This window comes from Brevibacterium sp. UCMA 11752, assembly GCF_021532235.1.
Lineage (GTDB): Bacteria > Actinomycetota > Actinomycetes > Actinomycetales > Brevibacteriaceae > Brevibacterium > Brevibacterium antiquum.
Map to the genome: position 1 here is coordinate 1,878,200 of NZ_JACBOS010000003.1, position 20,347 is coordinate 1,898,546.

16 protein-coding genes are annotated in these 20,347 nt (G+C 63.2%); 12 read left to right on the forward strand and 4 right to left on the reverse strand.

Annotation, left to right across the window (positions count from 1 at the left end):
• The first annotated feature begins 47 nt into the window (after positions 1–47).
• From HU144_RS08405 to HU144_RS08450, 10 genes are all read left to right on the forward strand, one after another.
• Positions 48–518: a DUF4190 domain-containing protein gene (locus HU144_RS08405; RefSeq protein WP_235350977.1), complete on the forward strand. Its 471-nt coding sequence runs from the start codon at positions 48–50 to the stop codon at positions 516–518.
• Positions 518–1,528: a 16S rRNA (cytidine(1402)-2'-O)-methyltransferase gene (gene rsmI / locus HU144_RS08410; RefSeq protein ID WP_235350978.1), complete on the forward strand. Its 1,011-nt coding sequence runs from the start codon at positions 518–520 to the stop codon at positions 1,526–1,528. The genes HU144_RS08405 and rsmI overlap by 1 nt, the downstream gene beginning before the upstream one ends.
• Positions 1,529–2,182: 654 nt before the next feature.
• The gene (locus HU144_RS08415) at positions 2,183–2,914 is read left to right on the forward strand and encodes a hypothetical protein (RefSeq protein ID WP_235350979.1); all 732 of its coding nucleotides are present in this window, start codon (positions 2,183–2,185) and stop codon (positions 2,912–2,914) included.
• 233 nt (positions 2,915–3,147) lie between these two features.
• Entirely contained in the window at positions 3,148–4,743 is a 1,596-nt protein-coding gene (metG, locus tag HU144_RS08420) for a methionine--tRNA ligase (RefSeq protein WP_235350980.1), read from the forward strand.
• Entirely contained in the window at positions 4,743–5,663 is a 921-nt protein-coding gene (locus tag HU144_RS08425; protein ID WP_235350981.1) for a TatD family hydrolase, read from the forward strand. The genes metG and HU144_RS08425 overlap by 1 nt, the downstream gene beginning before the upstream one ends.
• Before the next feature lie 333 nt (positions 5,664–5,996).
• On the forward strand, positions 5,997–7,139 hold the full coding sequence (locus tag HU144_RS08430) for a resuscitation-promoting factor (RefSeq protein WP_235350982.1): 1,143 nt from the start codon (positions 5,997–5,999) through the stop codon (positions 7,137–7,139).
• A gap of 559 nt (positions 7,140–7,698) precedes the next feature.
• The gene (gene groES, locus HU144_RS08435) at positions 7,699–7,992 is read left to right on the forward strand and encodes a co-chaperone GroES (protein ID WP_009883265.1); all 294 of its coding nucleotides are present in this window, start codon (positions 7,699–7,701) and stop codon (positions 7,990–7,992) included.
• Between the two features lie 36 nt (positions 7,993–8,028).
• Positions 8,029–9,618 (forward strand): chaperonin GroEL, encoded by a 1,590-nt coding sequence (groL, locus tag HU144_RS08440; protein WP_235350983.1) that lies wholly within the window; start codon positions 8,029–8,031, stop codon positions 9,616–9,618.
• A gap of 272 nt (positions 9,619–9,890) precedes the next feature.
• Positions 9,891–10,733: an ABC transporter ATP-binding protein gene (locus HU144_RS08445; protein WP_235350984.1), complete on the forward strand. Its 843-nt coding sequence runs from the start codon at positions 9,891–9,893 to the stop codon at positions 10,731–10,733.
• Entirely contained in the window at positions 10,730–12,151 is a 1,422-nt protein-coding gene (locus tag HU144_RS08450) for an FtsX-like permease family protein (RefSeq protein ID WP_235350985.1), read from the forward strand. The genes HU144_RS08445 and HU144_RS08450 overlap by 4 nt, the downstream gene beginning before the upstream one ends.
• Before the next feature lie 58 nt (positions 12,152–12,209).
• Here the strand turns inward: HU144_RS08450 and HU144_RS08455 are convergent, their stop codons facing one another.
• The 4 genes from HU144_RS08455 to HU144_RS08470 form a co-directional block, all read right to left on the reverse strand.
• Positions 12,210–14,819, reverse strand: coding sequence for a PEP/pyruvate-binding domain-containing protein (locus HU144_RS08455; RefSeq protein ID WP_235350986.1), 2,610 nt, complete (start codon positions 14,817–14,819; stop codon positions 12,210–12,212).
• 70 nt (positions 14,820–14,889) lie between these two features.
• Entirely contained in the window at positions 14,890–16,011 is a 1,122-nt protein-coding gene (locus tag HU144_RS08460; RefSeq protein WP_235350987.1) for a hypothetical protein, read from the reverse strand.
• Positions 15,995–16,390: an SRPBCC family protein gene (locus HU144_RS08465; RefSeq protein WP_235350988.1), complete on the reverse strand. Its 396-nt coding sequence runs from the start codon at positions 16,388–16,390 to the stop codon at positions 15,995–15,997. The genes HU144_RS08460 and HU144_RS08465 overlap by 17 nt, the downstream gene beginning before the upstream one ends.
• A gap of 69 nt (positions 16,391–16,459) precedes the next feature.
• Positions 16,460–17,977, reverse strand: a complete 1,518-nt coding sequence (locus HU144_RS08470; protein ID WP_235350989.1) for a class I adenylate-forming enzyme family protein — start codon at positions 17,975–17,977, stop codon at positions 16,460–16,462.
• Positions 17,978–18,049: 72 nt separating this feature from the next.
• On the opposite strand from HU144_RS08470, the gene HU144_RS08475 reads away from it, so the two are divergent.
• Complete coding sequence (locus HU144_RS08475; RefSeq protein ID WP_235350990.1) at positions 18,050–18,652, forward strand: TetR family transcriptional regulator; 603 nt, start codon at positions 18,050–18,052, stop codon at positions 18,650–18,652.
• Positions 18,649–20,346 carry an acyl-CoA dehydrogenase family protein gene (locus HU144_RS08480; RefSeq protein WP_235350991.1) on the forward strand — a complete coding sequence of 566 codons (1,698 nt, stop codon included), beginning with the start codon at positions 18,649–18,651 and terminating at the stop codon, positions 20,344–20,346. Before HU144_RS08475 ends, HU144_RS08480 begins: the two co-directional genes overlap by 4 nt.
• Position 20,347: the final 1 nt, after the last annotated feature.

Sequence of the window (20,347 nt, forward strand, 5' to 3'; positions counted from 1 at the left end):
AGAGAACGACTCGGTACCGTTGTAGGCATACGCAAGGAGAACGCGCCATGAGCAGTCAGAACAACTGGAACAATCCAGACATGTACTACCAGCAGCCGCAGTCAGGCCCCGCAGCGGGCAGCGGCTACACCAATGCGAATGCCAACTACGGCGCTGCAAGCTATAATCCCAACGCCGCGTATAACCCGAACGCCCAGTACACCGGTGGGGCACCCGGGGTGGCCTACGCCTATCAGCCGCTTCCGCCCACGAACACTCTGGCGATCATTGCTCTCGTCGCCTCGATCTTCGGAGTGATGAGCAGCATCTTCCTCGCGGGCATCGCCGGAATCATCATGGGTCATATCGCCCGTAAGCAGATTCGGCAGTCAGGCGAACGCGGAGACGGTATGGCCGTCGCCGCGCTGTGGGTCGGCTACGTCGGCACCGCACTGTGGCTGCTGTTCTGGGTCGGCTACGTCGGAATCATGGTTCTCGTCTTCGGAGTCGCCATGGTCGGTGCGGGGTCAGCCGGTTGATGTCCGGAAGACCGGACACCGACGCCACCCATGATCACGCGGCCGATGACCACGCCGCCGATGACCACGCCGCCGATGACCCCGTCGCCGATGATGCGGAATCCTCCCCGGTTGTGCAGGACGACGTGGACGAGGTGCACGAGGACGTCGACCCAACGGGTTCTGACCCTGCCTCAGCCTCAGCCGGCGGCAAACTCGTCCTGGTCGGGACTCCTATCGGCAACCTCGGCGATGCAAGTGAGCGCATGCAACGCGCCATCGCCGGCGCCGATGTCATCGCAGCCGAGGACACTCGCCGTTTTCTGTCGCTGACGCAGCGTCTGGAACTCACACACACCAAACGAGTCATCAGCGTCTTCGACCACAACGAGCAGTCCCGGGCACCCGAGCTGGTCGAGCTCATCCGCTCCGGCCAGACCGTCGTCCTGCTCAGCGACGCGGGTATGCCGGCCGTTTCAGATCCCGGGTACCGTGTCGTCAAAGCATGCGCGGAGGCTGGACTTCCGATCACCTCCACACCCGGACCGTCAGCCGTGCTCATGGCTCTGGCAGTATCCGGGCTGCCCAGCGACCGGTTCAGCTTCGAAGGTTTCCTGCCGCGCAAATCGGGGGCACGCAAGAACCTCCTCGAGGAGCTGCGCGGTGAGAAGCGGACCATGGTGTTCTTCGAAAGCCCTCACCGTATCGCCGACACGATGGGTGACTTCCTTACGGTCATCGGTCCAGACCGGCCCATGAGCATCAGCCGCGAACTGACGAAGACCTACGAGGAGACCCTGCGCGGTACCGTGTCCTCGCTGCGCGAACTCGCAGCCGACGGACTGCGCGGGGAGCTGACTCTTGTCCTCGCAGGAGCAACCGCGGTCGAGACTGCCCCGGAGGATCACCTCGAGGCCGTCGCTGAACTCGTGGGGTCAGGAGTGCGCGCGAAGGATGCCGCGGGGCAGGTCGCGAAGCAGTTCGGACTGTCCAAACGTGAGATCTACGAGGCCTGGCTGCACCGGGAGTGAGACCCGAGGACCCTCCGAGTTGCGCGTATGAGGGTGTGGATAGATCCGAGCACCGTGTTCCACAGTCGAAGTCAGATTGAGTTGGTTGCAAGCAGCTCACTCTGACTTCGACTGTGTGTATCCTGGCACGGCTCTCTGGAAACAGCGCGGCCGAGCTAGCAGGCTGACCGTGCAGCTGCTCAGATGAGGATCAGCCACTTACGTGCGAAGCCCTGTGAAGGAACGAATGACCTCGGCGTAAGTGTCCGGTGGACGAATGCAGCTCGTCCACAGGGCTCGTCTTCGGTCTGGTGAATGTGGGTTCCGTCAGCTGACTATGACGTGATGTACAACGTTGTCTATTTTCGTGATCTCAGAGCCGCAGGTGCGACGACGACGCTCATCCGTTCGTCACTGGGCTGCTGTCTGCCCAAATTATGCCGAGGAGTGTACTCGGTGGTCCGGCGATGTGGCGCTCCTGCCCACAGCGTCTTCCTGATCTTCGCAGAGAATGACGAGTGGATTCGTTATCACGAAGAGGGCACATACCTGGAGCGCTCGCAGAGACCCAAATACCTCGAACACCTCGATCGCCTACGGGTCCTCACCTATCCGTCGTATCGATATGGTGATGTGGTCTGGGGCGTATCGGCTGCGCGACTTCATAAACTCGGGATGTTCGGGATCGACTCTCATCCGATATCTGTTATCAATCCGCGGGCCGGTTCGAGAAGCGGTGAGCTCGTTCGCCGTCAACGTCGGATCATAGCTGGGGATGTGGAGATCCGGGACGGGGTTGCTGTGACGAACCGGGCCAGAACTGCACTCGATCTCATTGGTGTCCTCGGTCCCGCAGGGGGATTCGCTGCTATGGAGCAAGTGCTCCGCGCCTCGATGCTCGGCGACGACGAAGACGCAATCTTTCGAAGAGGTTACCCGCAAGACCTCATGTACCACTTGCCCGAGAAAGTCTCCGAGCTGTTCGGTCCGGGGAGAGCTCGAATGGCCGCCGGGCGGAAGCGCGCACTGACTCTGTGTGGGTTGGTCTCGCCGCTGTCAGAAAGCTACGCGGAGAGTCGTGCTTCGTTGAATCTGCACCTGTTGGGGCTACACGATTTCATTCAACAGTTCGACGTCAAGGAGGGGTACCGAACCTTGACTCGACTGGACTTCCTATTCAAAGCTGCCAAGGTCGCACTGTATGTGGACGGGACCCAGAAATACGTCGATGCCGGATTCGACCGGATGAATAAGGAGAGCCACCAGCACAACCGTCTGCTGTCCATGGGATACACAGTGATCCGTTTCAAGTTCAACGAGGTCCCCGACATGGGGACCTTTTCACGGAAGCTGTTTGCCCAAGCACCGCAGCTGAAGAAGAGTTGTCAGAAGAAGACGGCTATCTGAGGTCGTTGCAGGCGCAGGAGAGGCGTCGGATGTGGGGCTCCCCAGTCGAAGTCAGGTTGAGTTGGTTGCAACCAACTCAACCTGACTTCGACTGGAGAACGGCCCCTACTCCGCCCACCCCGCGGCTGCGCACCACCTCTGCGCCCCAACGCACCCACCCGTCCGCGCTCGGGGGTCCAGTCCCGCGGACCCTTGCGCGCCTGCGGGCTGGCGTCCCTTAGACTGAGTGGCCTATGGGTTATTACTTGACGACAGCTATCGCTTACCCCAATGGGGCCATCCACATCGGGCACGCATATGAGTACATTGCGGCCGATACGATCGCGCGCTTCAAGCGCCTCGACAACCACGATGTGTTCTTCTCAACCGGCACCGATGAGCATGGTCTGAAGATGCTGCAGGCAGCCAACAAGCTCGGGATCACGCCCAAGGAGCTCGCCGACGACAACGCGAAGAACTTCCGCGACACACAGCTCGCGCTGGGTTCGACGTTCGACCGGTTCATCCGCACCACCGACGAGGACCACTACGAGTCATGCAAGGCGATCTGGCGCAAGCTCGAAGAAGCCGGCGACATCTACCTCGACACCTACTCCGGCTGGTACTCGATCCGCGACGAGGCCTACTACGCACAGGACGAGACCGAGGTCGTCGACGGTGTTCGCCTGTCCACGGAGACCCGCACCGAGGTCACCTGGACAGAAGAGGAGTCCTACTTCTTCCGTCTGTCCAAGTACCAGGACAAGCTGCTCGAGCTGTACAAGGACCACCCGGAGTTCATCGGCCCCGATTCGCGCCGCAATGAGGTTGCCTCCTTCGTCGCCTCGGGCCTGAAGGACCTCTCCGTCTCGCGCACGACGTTCGACTGGGGAGTGCCCGTGCCCGGCAACGAGAAGCACGTGATGTACGTGTGGATCGACGCGCTGACGAACTACATCACGTCCGCCGGATACCCGAACGACGAGGAGTCGTTCAAGAAGTGGTGGCCCGCCGATGTCCATATCATCGGCAAGGACATCATCCGCTTCCACAGCGTCTACTGGCCCGCGTTCCTCATGAGCGCCGGCATCGAGCTGCCGGGGCGCGTCCACGCCCACGGGTTCCTCTTCAATGCCGGTGAGAAGATGTCGAAGTCCGTCGGAAACGTCGTCGACCCCATCGACCTCGTCGACGCATTCGGCCTCGACACCCTGCGCTTCTTCCTCTTCCGCGAGTTCTCCTACGGCAACGATGGGTCCTACACGAAGGACTCGATCATCACCCGCAAGAACTCCGACCTCGCTAACGAGTACGGCAATCTCGCCCAGCGTTCGCTGTCGATGATCGCGAAGAACTGCGAGGCACAGGTTCCCCGTCCCGGTGAGCTCACCGAAGACGACGAGAAGCTGTTGGCATTGGCCCGCGCGGTCCCCGACACCGCCCGCCGCCACGTCGACACCCAGGCCCTCCATCTCTACGTCGAGGCCTGCTGGAAGGTGCTCTCCGAAGCCAACCGCTACTTCTCCGCCCAGGAACCCTGGAAGCTGAAGAAGACCGATGCCGACCGTATGGCCACAGTGCTGTGGGTGACGATCGAGGTCGTGCGCATCATCTCGATCCTCATCCAGCCGGTCATGCCCGATTCCGCCGGCAAGATCCTCGATCTCCTCGGCGTGCCCGAGGGCAACGGTCAAGCCGGTGCGAAGGTGCTGCCGACCGCGACTGACAGTGGTGCCGGCGCCGAGGTGGATCCTCGTTCCTTTGCTGCGATCGACTTCCCGCTGGAGCCGGGCATCCCACTGCCGAAGCCGGTCCCGGTCTTCCCCAAGTTCGTGGAGGAGACCGAATAATGGCCTCTCGCGCCGCCGGAACCTATCCTCCGGTGCCTGAGCCGCTGGCCCACCCCGTCGTCGATACCCATACGCATCTCGATATCTGCACGGGCGTGCGACTGCCCTTGGGCACCGGCGAACCCGAGCCCGAGGTCAGGCCCGACGAGGACGAAGAGTTCCCGAGCCTCGACTTCTTCTTCGACACCGCCCAATCTGCTGGAGTCCAGCGCATCGTGCAGATCGGCTGTGACCTGCCGGCCGCACGGTGGACGACCGAGCTGGTCACGCAGCAGTCACGGCAGGGCCGTCAGTGGATGCTCGGCGGTGTGGCTTTGCACCCGAATGAGGCGCCGAGGCTGGCCGAACGAGGCATGCTCGACGATGCCCTCACAGAGATTGAGTCACTCGTGGCCTCCACTGACCGTATGCGTGTGGTGGGGGAGACGGGCCTCGACTACTTCCGCACCGGTGAAGAAGGTGTCGCCGAACAGCAGCGCGCCTTCCGTGCTCACATCGAGATCGCCAAACGCACGGGGAAGGCCCTGCAGATCCACGACCGTGAAGCCCACGCTGACGTGCTGCGAATCCTCCGTGAGGAAGGTGCCCCCGAAGTCACGATCTTCCACTGCTATTCCGGCGACGAGGCGATGGCCCGCGAGTGCGCGGACGCCGGATACTACATGTCCTTTGCCGGCAACCTCACGTTCAAGAACGCCGATGAGCTCCGACGTGCCGCGGCTGCGGCTCCGCTGGATCGGCTGCTGACCGAGACCGACGCTCCTTTCCTCACCCCGCACCCGCACCGCGGCAAGCCGGGCGGTCCGTATCTGGCCGCGGTGACGGCACGCAAGCTCGCCGAGGTGCGCGGGATGAGCGAAGAGGATCTCTGCGCCGCAGTGTGGAAGAACGCCGAGACCGCACTGGGAAGCTGGGACTGAACGGTCACCGCGGCGAGGGCGGGACGAAACGACCACCTCGGCGAGGGTGGGACTGACGCTCGATCAGCCACCTCGGCGGGGAAATGTCACGATTGTGACCAAGCCCGGAAACACGGGGAAGTCCTGGTCAGAGCGCCAGCTCAGGGACCCCCGCTGTTACATGTTCGTAATGTTTTGCGTATCTTGTAACGAATCGGTTACAGTAGATGAGTTGATGACCTCTGCCCCAGGGATATTTTTGTGATTGATTTTCTCAAGAACCGCAAAGTGCAAATTGCTGCACAGGCGGTCGTGATTACCGGACTCGTGGGTGGCACGGGTGCCGTGGTCACCATGAACAAGCCAGTGACATTGGATGTCAATGGTCAGTCCGAAGAAGTTCGGACCTTCGGCGGAACCGTGGGGGACGTCCTCGACAGCCGCGACCTCGACATCGAGAAGAGCGACCAGATCAAGCCAGGCGTAGACAAGAAGATCTCGCGGGATATGACGATCACCGTCAACACCGCGAAGGAAATCTCACTGTCCGTCGACGGCAAGAAGAGCGATGAGACCACGCATGCGAACACCGTCGGTCGGGCATTGGCCGACCTCGGTGTGGACGCGAAGAACGCGGATCTCAACACCAAGCCGAATCAGAAACTCAAAGATGAAGGCAACGACATCGATGTGACGACCGCCAAGGATCTCACAATCGTCGCCGATGGCAAGGACCACAAGGTCTCGGCCGCAGCAGAGACCGCCAAGGAGGCCCTCGCTGAGACCAAGCTGAAGCTCGACAAGGACGACTTCATGTCTGTGCCTCTCAGCTCCAAGGTCTCCGACGGCCAGGTCCTCACCCTGAACCGCGTGAAGAACGACACGGTCAAGGAGAAGGAGGCCATCGAGCCTAAGACTGAGACCAAGAAGTCGGACTCCCTCTTCGAGGGCGAGACCAAGGTCGAAGACGAAGGCAAGGCGGGCCAGAAGCAGGTCTCCTACAAGGTCAAGACCGTCAACGGCGATGAGGTGAAGAAGGAGAAGAAGGCCGAGAAGGTCCTCTCCAAGCCTGAAGCCAAGGTCGTCATCGAGGGCACCAAGAAGAAGGAAGCCCCAGCTGAGGAGCCAGAAGACTCCGGCAGCGGTTCGGACGCCGGGACCGGCGACGGCGGCTCCGACAGTGGTTCGGGCGGCTCCGACGACGGTGACAAGAGCACCGGCGGCGGCTCCGGCGGTGGCGGCAACATGAGCACCCAGGAGATCAAGGACATGCTCGGCGGACCAGGAACCAAGTGGTACTCGGTCGTCGAATGCGAGTCGAACTTCGACCCGAAGGCATCGAACGGCAGCCACTTCGGTCTGTTCCAGTTCCTGCCAGAGACCTGGCACGCAATGGGCGGCAGCGGCAACCCGTCTGACGCCAGCCCGCAGGAGCAGTTCGACCGTGCCAAGAAGCTGCAGGCTCAAGAGGGCTGGGGACAGTGGGCCTGCGCCTGAACCAGAGTGCAGCCGCTGATCTGAAGCTAGCTGATCTGAAGCAGGCTGACCTGAAGCTATAGGCACACGAGCTGAAGCGATAGACAGCAAGCACCAAGTGCGGATCCGGGAGTATCCCGGGTCCGCACTTCTGCATTCACCGCCGATGCCGCATGAGCGCTCTCCGCTGACGATGCGCGGGGATGTGTTGGTGCGAAGCGGCCGCTCCACGGCAACTGTCGGCCGCTCCACGGCAACTGTCGGCAACTGTCGGCGACTTGTGGTCGAAATCGCCCACGATCGTCGACCGGGACTTGCCGACTGTTCGGTCTCCAGGGCGTCTCAGGACCGTCTTCGAACACCTTTTCTGGGGTTTCGCCCAGAGCGTGGACAATCCTTGGCACTCGAGTTGACCGAGTGCTAAGAGCGTTCTAAAGTCGAATTAGCACTAGCACTCATTGAGTGCCAGTTTTATGAGACGGTCGATCTGCTCGGCACCCGCGACGACGAGTGGATCATGGCATACGCCGCCGTCTGACTCAAAGAAGAATTGAACCCCAGCGAAGGGAGAGGGCCCGATATGTCGGTCTCCATCAAGCCACTCGAAGATCGGATTGTCATCCGTCAGGTCGAAGCAGAGCAGACTACCGCCAGTGGTCTGGTCATTCCCGAAACCGCCAAGGAAAAGCCTCAGGAAGGCGAAGTTGTCGCAGTGGGCCCAGGCCGCGTTGCTGACAACGGAAACCGCGTCCCAGTTGACGTGGCCATTGGCGATAAGGTCATCTACTCCAAGTTCGGCGGCACCGAAGTCAAGTACGCAGGAGAAGAGTTCCTCGTGCTCTCGGCTCGTGACGTGCTCGCCGTCATCGGCTGAATCCCCTGAACAACTACTTCACTGACAGGAGGACGAATGCCTAAGAATCTTGAATTCAACGACGAAGCTCGTCGCGCACTCGAAAAGGGTGTGAACACTCTCGCGGACACCGTCAAGGTGACCTTGGGACCCAAGGGCCGCAATGTCGTGCTCGACAAGAAGTGGGGCGCACCCACGATCACCAACGATGGTGTGACCATCGCTCGTGAGGTCGAGGTCGATGACCCGTACGAAAACCTCGGCGTGCAGCTGGCCAAGGAAGTTGCCACCAAGACCAACGACATCGCCGGTGACGGAACCACCACCGCGACTGTCCTGGCGCAGGCCTTCGTCAACGAAGGACTGCGCAACGTTGCCGCCGGCGCCGCACCAGGTGCCCTCAAGCGCGGAATCGAAGCCGCCGTCGAGGCTGTCTCCACCGAACTCGGAACCATCGCCCGCGATGTCGCCGACTCCTCGGAGATCGCACACGTCGCCGGTCTGTCCGCACAGTCCGAAGAGATCGGCAAGCTCATTGCCGATGCCTTCGACAAGGTGGGCAAGGACGGCGTCATCACGATCGACGAGTCCCAGGCCGCATCTGTGGAACTCGAGATCACCGAGGGAATGCAGTTCGACAAGGGATACCTCTCGCCGCACTTCGTGACCGATGCTGATCGCCAGGAAGCTGTGCTCTCCGACGCGCTCATCCTCATCAACCAGGGCAAGATCTCCAACATCCAGGAGCTCCTCCCTGTGCTTGAGAAGGTGCAGCAGGCCGGAAAGCCTCTGTTCATCGTGGCCGAGGACATCGAAGGCGAAGCTCTGTCGACGCTGGTCGTCAACAAGCTGCGCGGCATCATCAACGTTGCCGCCGTCAAGGCTCCCGGATTCGGTGACCGCCGCAAGGCGATCCTCGAGGACCTCGCAGTCCTCACCGGTGGCCAGGTCGTCACCGCTGATATGGGCATGAAGCTCGACCAGGTCACTCTGGAAGAGCTCGGCAACGCCCGCACCATCACCGTCACCAAGGACAACACCACCATCATCGATGGTGCTGGCTCCGACGAGGACGTCAACGGTCGGGTCGCCCAGATCCGCAGCGAGGTCGAGAACACCGACTCCGATTGGGACCGCGAGAAGCTGCAGGAGCGCTTGGCTAAGCTCTCCGGCGGTGTCGCAGTCATCAAGGTCGGCGCCGCCACCGAGGTGGAGCTCAAGGAACGCAAGCACCGCGTCGAAGACGCAGTGTCGGCTACCCGTGCAGCCATCGAAGAAGGCGTCGTCGCCGGCGGTGGATCGGCTCTGATCCACGCATCCAAGGTTCTGGCCGGAAACGACCTGAGCCTGACCGGCGATGCAGCCACTGGTGCTGACATCGTCAAGCGCGGCGTCGTCCAGCCACTGCGCTGGATCGCTGAGAACGCCGGCCAGGACGGCTACGTCGTCGTGTCCAAGGTCGAGGAGCTCGCTTCCGGCCAGGGATACAACGCCGCCACCGATTCCTACGGCGACCTCATCGGCGCCGGAATCATCGACCCGGTCAAGGTCACCCGCTCGGCACTGCGCAACGCCGCTTCGATCGCCGCACTGGTTCTCACCACTGAGACACTGGTCGTCGAGAAGAAGGAAGAAGAAGAGGACTGAGTCCCCATCTGATTCGCATCGGCGCGCAGCGACTGCGCTGAACTGATACACCTGTGGCCCGGAACAATGTTCCGGGCCACTCGTGTATTCACCATCAGTCAGCCAGACACTCCACCAGCGACCTGTTCGGCCTGCTGGTCGACATCCAGCCTCGCAAACGACGCGAATTGCACAGGCGGCTCACACCTACTGATCAGTCAGATCCTATGTTCCTTGCCGTGGTGGGTCGCTAGTCTGGATGAGACAGTTTGATGCACCAATGTAGGGACCATATGACGACCGCCTCACCGATGCCCATCGCTCAGCTTCGTAATGTCTCGAAGATCTTTGATCCCGACGGGGCAGCGCTGGTGGCTCTCAACCAGGTCTCCCTCGATATCGCCCCTGCCCGACTGACGGCCGTGATGGGACCCTCGGGTTCGGGCAAATCCACGCTCATGCATATTCTCGCCGGACTCGATCGGCCGAGCTCGGGCACTGTGCACATCGGTGAACGTGAGATCACCGCATTGCACGAGGACGAGCTCACGGCCTTGCGCCGGCAGCGGATCGGCTTCGTGTTCCAGGCATTCAACCTCGTGCCGACCCTCACCGTCAGGGAGAACATCGTCCTGCCCTTCGAGCTCGATGATCGAAGGCCCAATGCCGATGAACGCGCCTGGATCTCCAGCATCATCAAGCGGCTCGGCCTCGACGGGCGGCTCAAGCATCGGCCCAGCGAGATCTCGGGCGGACAGCAGCAGCGCACCGCCATCGCCCGGGCCCTGGCCACGAGACCAGACATCCTCTTCGCCGACGAACCGACCGGCAACCTCGACGGCCGGTCGGGGCGTGAGGTCATGGCCATCATGTCCGAGGCCGTGCGCGAGCTCGGACAGTCGATCGTGCTCGTGACCCATGATCCGATCGTGGCAGCCTATGCCGACCGCGTCGTGTTCATCGCCGATGGCACGCCCGTCTCAGAGCTCAACGACTCGATCAGCGCCGAGGTGATTGCACAGACGATGCTCGATCTCGACGCGAAGGCCGAGGCCGCGGAGAACGCAGCCGCCGGATCCCCGCAGCATCCCGTACGGTCCCCGCAGTATGCCGCGGAGACCGGAGGGCGCCGATGAACCCGATGCGGGAGATCCGGACCAACCCGCGTCAGTTCGCACCCAGCTTCCTCGTCGTCTTCATCGCTGCGCTCTTCGGCACCGTCATCATGCAGGGCATCGAGATCCTCACAGCCTGGATGTCCTCGGCGAAGATCGTCTCCGAGTCAGACACGGCGCAGGGGCTGCTCACCACGGTGGGTCTGGTCTTCTTCGTCATTGCGCTGTTCGTCTCAAGCATCGTCATCGCCAATACGTTCTCCATCATCATCGCCGGTCGCAGCCGTCAACTGGCACTGCTGCGTCTCATCGGAGCTTCCTCGCGACGGTTGCGCCGGGCCGCCTCGGCGGAGGGGCTGCTCGTTTCGATACCCAGCGCCGTCGCTGCGTTCCTCGTCTCCACCGCGCTCGCGAAGGGTGCGGCGGCCTACCTCGGCGGACAGATCACCGTGGAGCCGGATCTGCTCAGTCCTAAGATGATCCTCCCGGGGGCCGCGACCATCGTCGTGACCTGGTTCTCAGCGTATCTGGGTGCCCAACGCATCAGCGGCATCTCGCCGATCGAGGCCACTTCGCAGGCTGTCGAACGTCGCCCCGAGGATGCGCGTGCATCGATGGGGGCCCTGGCGGGTGCACTCATCCTGCTGTCCATGGGGATCACCCTTCTCATCAGCGGCGTCGTCGGCGCCAGCGGGAACACGGTGAGTGTCCTTGGTGTGCTCCTCGTCGCCGTCGGTGCCGCTCTGACCTTCGTGGGCGTCATCGTCGGCAACCCCTGGATCCTTCCTCCGCTGCAGACGCTCACCGGCTTGCTGCTCGGCCGTACGGCAACCGCGCGTCTGGCTGCGTCGACGATCGCCCGTCACCCCACTCGCAATGCGCGCACGGTGATCGGTCTGGTCATCGGCATCACCCTCATCGTCATGTTTGCCACGGCCATGACGACATTTCGAGACCAGCTTCTCGACTACGCCGAATCGCTCGGCGACGACGGGTGGGGCGGCTTCGAGGATGTGCTGAAGACGATCATCGACCAGACGATGATGTTCTTCCTCGGCATGGTCCTCTTCTCCGTCGTCATCGCCGTCATCGGAGTCGCGAACGCGCTCACGCTCTCCGTGCGGCAGCGCACGCAGGAGATCGGTCTGCTCATGGCCCTCGGTCAGACGCCGCGACGGGTGCGACGCATGATCGTGGCCGAGGGCATGCAGCTGAGCGTGACCGCCTGCCTGGTCGCGGTGCCCCTGGGCATCGCATTCGGTTGGATCGGTGCCCTGGTTCTGCTGTCCCCGTTGACCGGATTCTTCGCTCCGTCCGTGCCCTGGTGGGTCATCATCTCCGTCGTCGCCGGCTCTCTTCTGGCTGTGCTCGCCGCCAGCCGTGCCCCGGCGCGGGCGGCCACGTCGATCAGCCCCGTGGACGCTCTCCAAGCGGTATAGGTGATGACCCTCGCCGAGGTGGTCGTGCAGTCCCGGACTGACCTCGCCGAGGTGGGTCTCAGTTCGGTGTCACCGTGCCGTTGCTGCCGTTGACGCTCACCGTCTGACCCGAGGTGAAGCGGCTGGTGGCATCGCGGACGGCCATGACTGCGGGCAGGCCCAGCTCACGGGCTGTGACCGCACCGTGGGAGAGTGCACCGCCGCTTTCCGTGATGACGCCGCTGGCCTGGTAGAACAGAGCCGTCCAAGCCGGGTTCGTGGTTCGGGCGACGAGGATCGCCCCGTCCGGGAAAGACGAGAAGTCCTCGGGACTGTGGACGACGAAGACCTCGCCCGTGACCTCGCCGGGACTGCCGGCAGTTCCCTTGATGAAGTCACCGTCTGTGTCATCACCGACCTCGGGGGCACGACCGTGCTCCCATTCGGGGGTCCGCTCGACCGCTTCCTGGTACCCGGCCTTGTTCTTCTCCGCGATCGCGGTCAGGCCGGCCAGAGCCTCGGCGGGGGAGTGCTGCCCGTCGGCAGCGCGGATCGCCGCGTCGAGAGGCTCATAGTTGATGAAGTAGACATCCATGGGATCGGTGAGGACACCGTGGTCGACGAGTCGCTGACCCAGCTCGCGCAGGGCCCGTCGCATCGGCAGCGTCAGGCGTGTGGTCTGGTAGTGCTCGAGGTCATCGAGCGCCGTGTACGAGCGTGCCAGGCGGATGACCTCCTGCACCAGATAGCGCAGCTTCTCCGGGGCGGCATTGACCACGGCCCGTTCGGTCTCGGCCTGCAGGACCTTGCGCTCCAGATCGGAGTCCGCAGAGGCGTTCGTCGCCCGGTCGGCCAGCAGTCGGACCTGATCGAGGACGATGTGCGGGGCCTCGACCCAGGTCGGATGGTAGGCGTCGAAGTCGAGTTCCCGGTGGCCGTGCTTGGCGAGGAAGGTCGCGAACTCGTCGAAGAACTCGGGGAAGTCACCGAGAACCGCCAGCCCGTCCTCGCCGGTGTGGCTGCGCAGCGTCGACAACAGTTCGGGATTGCTGCGCACAATGCGTGAGAGCTCCCAGAGTTCGGTGTTGACCTGCGAGGTCTTCGTCTCCGTCGATGCCAGCAGTCGCTCGAAAACGAGGCGCGCCGTCTCTTTGTCCAATGCCATCTCGAGCATGTGCGAGAGCGCGCCGTAAAGTGTCTGCTGCGTCAGGGAGATCGCGATGTTGGGGCGGAAGTACTCCGTGCCGAGGTCGCTGATGGCGATCACGTGAGCCCACACCTCGGCCAGCGATTTGTCCTCCAGCGGTTCGTGGGAGAGCTTGCCGATGCCCATGAGGTACGTGTCGAGGTCTCGCATCCACCGCACGGGAAGTTCCTGCACCCAACCGAACTGAGAGGCGATCTCCGGCAGCGATTCGGTGATGGTCTCCACGCTGGAAAGCATCTTCGTCGGCAGTCTCCCGGCGTAGAGATCGACGGCCGTCTGGTTGCCGTAGATGTAGAAGTCACGCATCACGAACCACTTGTCGTCGAAGGGCGGCAGACCCATGAGGTCGAAGCTGTGGTTGAGTGAGTAGTGGAATCCTGCCTCGACAAGGTCCCAGGTCAGAGGCGTGACCGGAGTGGGGAATCGTTCGGCCGATTCGTCGCGGGTCCAGCGGGGTGCGACGCGAGTGATCGGCCGCGACTGCAGGAGGAAGAGGTCGTCACCGCTGAAGGCCCACTCGATGTCCTGTGGGAAACCGAAATGATCCTCCGCGCGGACGGAGAGATCGGCCACCGCTCGGGCCTGCTCCGCAGTCAGTGCCGGACGAGTCCGCTGATCCTCGCCGAGGTGGACGACCGTCGTCCTGGCACTGTCGTGTCCGCCGTGATCGTCGTGATCGTCGTGACCGCTGTGATCGTCCTGTTCGTTGTGATCGCCGCGACCGTCGTCGTTCACCTCGTCGGCTTCCGTAGGCTCACGCATGACGAGGGCCTTCGGTTTGTCCGCGATTTCGGTCGCGACCTGGGTTCCGTCGGCGCGGGCGATCCGGAACTCGTCGACGGGTTCCTCCCCGCCGACGACGGTCTCGCCCAGTCCGAACGCCGCATTGATGAGGACTTCGTCCGTGTTGCCGCGCACTGGGTCGACAGAAAACGCGACGCCTGCTGCCTCCTCGGCACCGACTGCGACCATGAGCTGGACGACGACGGCCATCTTCGCCTCCAGCTGTTCCACGCCGAGCTGCTGGCGGTAGCGGAAGGCGTGCGGATTCCACAGGGAGGCATAGCAGTCGCGCACCGCCTCGGCGATGGACTTCGTTCCGCGAACCCCGAGGTAGGTGTCGTGCTGTCCGGCGAAGGCCGCCCCGGGCAGATCCTCCATGGTCCCCGAGGAGCGGACCGCCACGGCCTGACCGTTCAGGCCGGCAGCCTGGGCCGCCGCCTCGAAGTCGGCGAGCCACGCATCGGGGACAGGAGTGCTGCGGATGAGCTCGCCGATCGCCTCGGCGGGGTGGTCTGTGTCCATGAGCTCGCTGATCCGCGACTGCAGGGGTGCGACGAACTGTGTGTAGGCCTCGGCGGTGACGATGAAGCCTCCGGGCACGGGCAGATGCTGCGCGGACTTCGCGAGGCTGGCGCCCTTGCCGCCGCTGGTCGCAAGTTCGGTGGCGAGAGGATCGGTGAAGCTGAGGGTGAGGGTCACGAGTGCTCCTAGAGGGGTCTCAGGTGGGGCGGGCTGATATCGAGGGGACAGTGGACGGTGGTCGATCGGGTCACAGACGGAAGCGACGCAGGCCCAGAAGCAGCCAGCCGCCCACCGCACTGACGAGGCCGATTCCGATGACCAGGGGCCAGAAGAAGGCGGCAACGATGAGTACCGGTACCCAGACCATAACCGCTGCGAAACCGCCGAGGAGGCGGAAGAATGTGACAGTATTGCGACCGTCCGCGCGCGATCCGGCAAAGCCTGCTGCACCGAGCACGGGAGCAAAGAGCCACATGAGCGCGAGCCCGACCCAGCGCAGGACCGTGATCGCAGGACTCGCTGCGGCGGGTGGCCCGTCAGCCGCAGCTGTGGAGGTATCACGCTGCAGGTCCAGGAAGGCCTTCGCGAACGTGGCCGCTGCGCCCGGTGTTCTGCGGGCGACGTTGAGCGCATTCGCCTGGATCCGCTCGAAGGTCTCTTCGTCGGGACAGTTCACCGAAACCTCGTCGAGGGCCGATCCCAGCGCCGAGGCGACCTCGGCCTCCCATACGGATCGATCCTGGCCATTGCGATAAGGAATCATGATCGGCCTCCCGCGGACCACCTCGGCGCGGGAGCGGAACCTGTCAGGAGTCGAATAGAACAGGCCCACCGGGATCACCTCGAGATCGATGCCCTCCTCGAGCAGGGTGCAGGCGATGCGGGCAGCACCGGATTTGTAGGGTTGGGGTCGGTGGCCCCATTCGCTGCTGGCTTCGGGGAAGATGCCCAGGTCACCGCCTCGGCGAAGGTGTGAAGTGCCGGCTTCGACCGGACTGGCCACCGATGCTGGGTCGAGGTTGTAACGTTCGACGTCCTTGGGTCGGACGACGGGGATGCCGGCGATGAAGAGACGCAGGAACCAGTGGCGGATGAGCTGGATCGAGATGAGGAACTGCGTTCGCGGGAATGCGGCGAGCACCTGATGGCCGTCGATGGCGCCATTGCGGTGGCTGGAGATGATGAGGCGCGGGCGAGGATGCTCGTGTGCTGCGGACTCAGCACTGAGATCCAGGACAGGGATGCGGCCGAAGTACAGGGTGCGCATCGCGGCATTGATGAACCGATGCCCCCACCCCAGGGAGGCTTCAGGTGGCAGGGCGGCGTCGCGTCCCAGGGCAGCACTCGGCCGCTCAGCCTTCGAGGACATCGCGGAGTCGTTCCAGATCCTTCTGCACTGCTTCGATGTCGCGGGCGAATTCCTCATCGCTGACGTTCGGGAGGCGGTAGACGGTGAAGACGACCTCGCTGACATCCTCATTGTGGAGAATTCGCAGCGGATTGTGTACGGCGGTCCCGTCGGGGAAGATCACGTCGTGGTCGAGGATGCCGAACTCAATGCCGGGCCGGAAGCTGACCTCGACCTCGCCCATCGGCGAATCGGTGATCCAGCGTCCGGCCTCATTGCGGATGCCTTCGCTCAGACCGGCCGCCCACTGTGGGAGGTTGGCTGGATTGCCGGCGAAGACCGCGATGTCGGAGGGGTCCCGGCGGATCGTCTGTGAGATGTGGCGCGCGTCGAAGCTCATGCACCAAGTGCACCACAGCTGTCACGATCGGGCCAGGGCTGAGAGCGTGTGTCCGGCACTACCGTGACCTCAGCCGGCAGCCACCTCGCTGCGGAGTTTGTGCTTGAGCAGCTTGCCCGAGGGATTGCGGGGGAGCTCCGCAGTGATGATGACCTCGCGCGGCAGCTTGTACCGCGCGAGCTTGTCGGCGAGGTAGTCACGCAGCTCCTCGACGTCGAAGGGCTGCCCGTCGGCAGTCGTGATGAAGGCGACGACCTTTTCGCCCCATTCGGCATCCGGCTTGGCCACCACTGCGACATCGGCAATCCGTTGGTGGGCAATGATCGCCTCCTCTACTTCGAGGGAGTAGACGTTCTCACCGCCGACGATGATGACGTCCTTGCTGCGGTCGACGATGAAGAGATAGCCGTCCTCGTCGAGCTTGGCGATATCTCCGGTCTTGTACCAGTCGCCCTCGAAGGCGGCCTTCGTCGCCTCGGGGTTGTTGAGATACTCGCGCATGCGGGTGTCACCAGTGAACCAGATCTCGCCCGTCTCCCCGGGGCCGGCATCTGCGCCGTCAGCCTTGACGACACGCATGGCATTGCCGACCATCGCCGTCCGCCCCACCGAACCGGCCTTGCGCAGTTGATCCTCCGGCCGGAGCATGCAGCCAGTGGGCCCCATTTCGCTCATTCCGAACAGGTTGAAGAACTGGTCGGTTCCATAGGCGTCGATGAGCATGGCCGCGGTGGACCGGTCGATGGGCGATCCGCCGTAGTTCCAGCGTCGGATAGTCGAGAAATCATAGTCCGAGAATTCGAGGCCGAGCTTCTTCGCCGTCATCACGGGTGCGACATAGGCGATGGTCGGCCCGAAGAAGGTGGTGATCTTCTCTTCGGCGATGATCGTCATCGAATCCACCGGATGGAACGCACGCTGGAGGACAACCGTGCCGCCGGTGAGGATGGTGGGAATGAGGCTGATGTTCAGAGGAGCCGAATGCCAGATCGGCATGCAGATGAGATAGCGGTCGTCGCTGCGATAACCCATATTGAGATTGATGAGGGTCGCGACCTGGGAGATGTTGCGGTGAGAATGCACGCACCCCTTGGGTGAACTTGTGGTGCCCGAGGTGTAGAGGATCTGCGCCACGTGCTCGTCCGTGAAGTCACCCGGTATGGCAGGTTGGGCCGCCTCCAGCGCAGAGTCGAAGCTGTCCGGTGCCGCGGATTCGGTCTCCAACCAGGTGATGCCCGGGGCGCCCGCGCGCGCAGTCTCGGCCAACTCGGCGCTGACGATGCCCAATTTCGCACCGGAATGCTCGATCGTGTACTTGACCTCTGGTGCCTGCAGCTTGTGATTGACCGGAACGACGATAGCTCCCAGATACCAGGCGCCGAAGGCCGCGAAGACGAACCCCGGCACGTTGAAGGTCATGATTCCGATGGTGTCACCAGCCACGATGCCCTTGTCTTCGAGCACACGGGCCGCCTTGAGAGCGTAGTGGCGAAGCTCGCCATAGGTGTACCTCTCATCCCCATAGACCAGCGCTTCGTGATCCGGGTCGCGCAGGACGGTGGAATCGAGCAAGGTTCCCAGCTTCATTGCTTCTCCTTGTGACGAGTGCCATACTTTCAACAATTGAACCACGATTCATTTCTTTGTGGAAGGGCAGCTGTGGCCTATCGCGAAACTCCCAGAACTCGCGCCAGAGCCGAGCACAGACGCGCCCGAATCGAACGCGCAGCACACCAGGTCATCGCCTCTGGCGGGTTCGAATCAGCGAGCATCGCCGCTGTCGCGCGCGAGGCCGAGTGCAGTGCAGGTCTCATCTACACCTACTACGAGAACCGCGACGAACTGCTCGGGATCGTGTTCGCTCACGCAGCCGGCCACGAACTCGCCGTCGTCGAAGCAGCCATCGGGCAGACGGGGGACGCCGGGGGACTCGTCGATGCAGTCACCGAGGTCTTCATCCGGCGTGCCGTCATCGGCCGCGCACTCGCTCACGCACTCCTGCTCGAAGACGTTCCCAGCACCGTTCAGATCGAACGCCGGGCGCTGCGACGCGGATACGTATCCGCCATCGCATCGAGGCTGGAGGAGCTCTCGACCAGCGAGATTCCCGCCGAGGTGGTGGCCCGGTCCTTAGTCGGATCCATCTCCGAGAACCTCGTCGACGTACTCGACCCCGAACGGAGTCCTCCGAACTCAGCCGACGTCGAATCCCTCATCGCCGCACTGTCCACATTCGCGCGCACAGCCATAGGAGAACAATGAGTCACGCACCCTCTGCAGCCCGACCGGAAGCAATGACCAGGCCCAGCACATCCGCCACGCACGATGTCTTCAACCAGGCGCCACCTCGGCGAGACATCAACGAATTCACCCTCAACACGGCACTCCGCGAGGCCGTGGACAGATACGCACCCCATGCGTCGAGGGCTGAGCTGGAGCGGATCGGGGGACTGGTCGGCAGTGCGGATTTCATCAATGACGCACGTCTGGCCAACGAACACGGACCGGAGCTGAGGACCCATGACGAGTGGGGCAATCGCATCGATGCGATCGAATTCCATCCTGCCTACCATCGCATCATCGGCGATGCACTGCGCAGTGGTGCGCACTCACGCGCCTGGACCCATCCCGGTCCAGGTGCGAACGCGGACCGTGCCGCCAGATTCATGCTCTTCTCCCAGATCGAACCCGGCCATGCCTGTCCGGTGTCGATGACCCATGCCGTCATCCCGTCTCTGCAGGCCGACCCGAAATTGTCCGACTTCTGGGTCCCGAGGGCCACCGCGAACGACTACGACCCGAGGCGCATCGACCCGGCTGAGAAGACTGCTGTCACCTTCGGGATGGCGATGACCGAGAAGCAGGGCGGCTCGGATGTGCGAGCGAACACCACCCGCGCGGTCCCGGACGGCGATCACTATCTCATCACCGGGCACAAATGGTTCTGCTCGGCGCCGCAGTCCGATGCGTTCCTCGTGCTCGCCCACCTCGAAGAGGGGCTGAGCTGCTTCGTCGTCCCTCGCATCCTGCCCGGCGGCGAGCTCAACACAGTGCGGATCCAGAGACTCAAGGACAAGCTGGGCAACAAGTCCAATGCCTCCTCCGAGATCGAATTCGACTCCACGGCAGGTTGGCTGCTGGGCCTACCGGGCAAGGGCGTGCGCACGATCATCGAGATGGTGTCACAGACTCGGCTCGACTGCATCCTCGGCTCCACCGCGGGCATGCGCCAGTCAGTGGCAGAAGCCGCATGGCATGCTCGAGGCCGGGCTGCATTCGGTGCGACGCTGATCGACCAGCCCCTCATGCGCGCCGTCATCGCCGATCTGCAGCTCGAGTCCGAGGCCGCGACCTTCACCGCCATGCACCTGTCCGCCGTCCACGATGACGATGGCGGTGATGCGGCGGACTTTCGGCGTCTGGCCACTGCTGTCGCCAAGTACTGGATCTGCAAACGCGGTCCCGAGCACGCCTATGAGGCGCTCGAATGCCTGGGCGGAAACGGCTACACGGAGGCGTTCCCTTTGGCCCGGCGCTATCGCGAACAGCCGGTGATGGCCGTATGGGAAGGATCCGGAAATGTCATCGTCCTCGACGTGCTGCGCGCCCTGGGCCGTGAACCGCGAGCAGCAAAGGCCTTCCTGGGCTACCTCGAAACCGGGCTGGGCCGCCACCCGGACTTCGACGCCGCCTATGAGGAGCTTGCCGCTTCCCTCCACAGCTCGCTCGAGGCAGTGACCAGCGAGGATCCTGCCAGAATCGCAGGCATCCAGCGCAGCGGTCGTGTCATGGTGGAGAAGATGGCGCTGCTCCTGCAGGCCACGATTCTCTTCGATTCCGCCCCCGCCGAGGTGGCCGCAGGGTTTGTATCGGCACGGTTGGGTCCCAACCGGGGCCGGGAATACGGTGCCCTGCCACGCGACGTCGACATCGACTTCCTCGTCGAGCGCGCCTGAG

Excerpts from the sequence above, each read along its gene's own strand:
- HU144_RS08405 (WP_235350977.1), top strand. The coding sequence starts at position 48 with ATGAGCAGTCAGAACAACTGGAACAATCCAGACATGTACTACCAGCAG.
- rsmI (WP_235350978.1), top strand. The coding sequence starts at position 518 with ATGTCCGGAAGACCGGACACCGACGCCACCCATGATCACGCGGCCGAT.
- HU144_RS08415 (WP_235350979.1), top strand. The coding sequence starts at position 2,183 with ATGTTCGGGATCGACTCTCATCCGATATCTGTTATCAATCCGCGGGCC.
- metG (WP_235350980.1), top strand. The coding sequence starts at position 3,148 with ATGGGTTATTACTTGACGACAGCTATCGCTTACCCCAATGGGGCCATC.
- HU144_RS08425 (WP_235350981.1), top strand. The coding sequence starts at position 4,743 with ATGGCCTCTCGCGCCGCCGGAACCTATCCTCCGGTGCCTGAGCCGCTG.
- HU144_RS08430 (WP_235350982.1), top strand. The coding sequence starts at position 5,997 with ATGAACAAGCCAGTGACATTGGATGTCAATGGTCAGTCCGAAGAAGTT.
- groES (WP_009883265.1), top strand. The coding sequence starts at position 7,699 with ATGTCGGTCTCCATCAAGCCACTCGAAGATCGGATTGTCATCCGTCAG.
- groL (WP_235350983.1), top strand. The coding sequence starts at position 8,029 with ATGCCTAAGAATCTTGAATTCAACGACGAAGCTCGTCGCGCACTCGAA.
- HU144_RS08445 (WP_235350984.1), top strand. The coding sequence starts at position 9,891 with ATGACGACCGCCTCACCGATGCCCATCGCTCAGCTTCGTAATGTCTCG.
- HU144_RS08450 (WP_235350985.1), top strand. The coding sequence starts at position 10,730 with ATGAACCCGATGCGGGAGATCCGGACCAACCCGCGTCAGTTCGCACCC.
- HU144_RS08460 (WP_235350987.1), bottom strand. The coding sequence starts at position 16,011 with ATGTCCTCGAAGGCTGAGCGGCCGAGTGCTGCCCTGGGACGCGACGCC.
- HU144_RS08465 (WP_235350988.1), bottom strand. The coding sequence starts at position 16,390 with ATGAGCTTCGACGCGCGCCACATCTCACAGACGATCCGCCGGGACCCC.
- HU144_RS08470 (WP_235350989.1), bottom strand. The coding sequence starts at position 17,977 with ATGAAGCTGGGAACCTTGCTCGATTCCACCGTCCTGCGCGACCCGGAT.
- HU144_RS08480 (WP_235350991.1), top strand. The coding sequence starts at position 18,649 with ATGAGTCACGCACCCTCTGCAGCCCGACCGGAAGCAATGACCAGGCCC.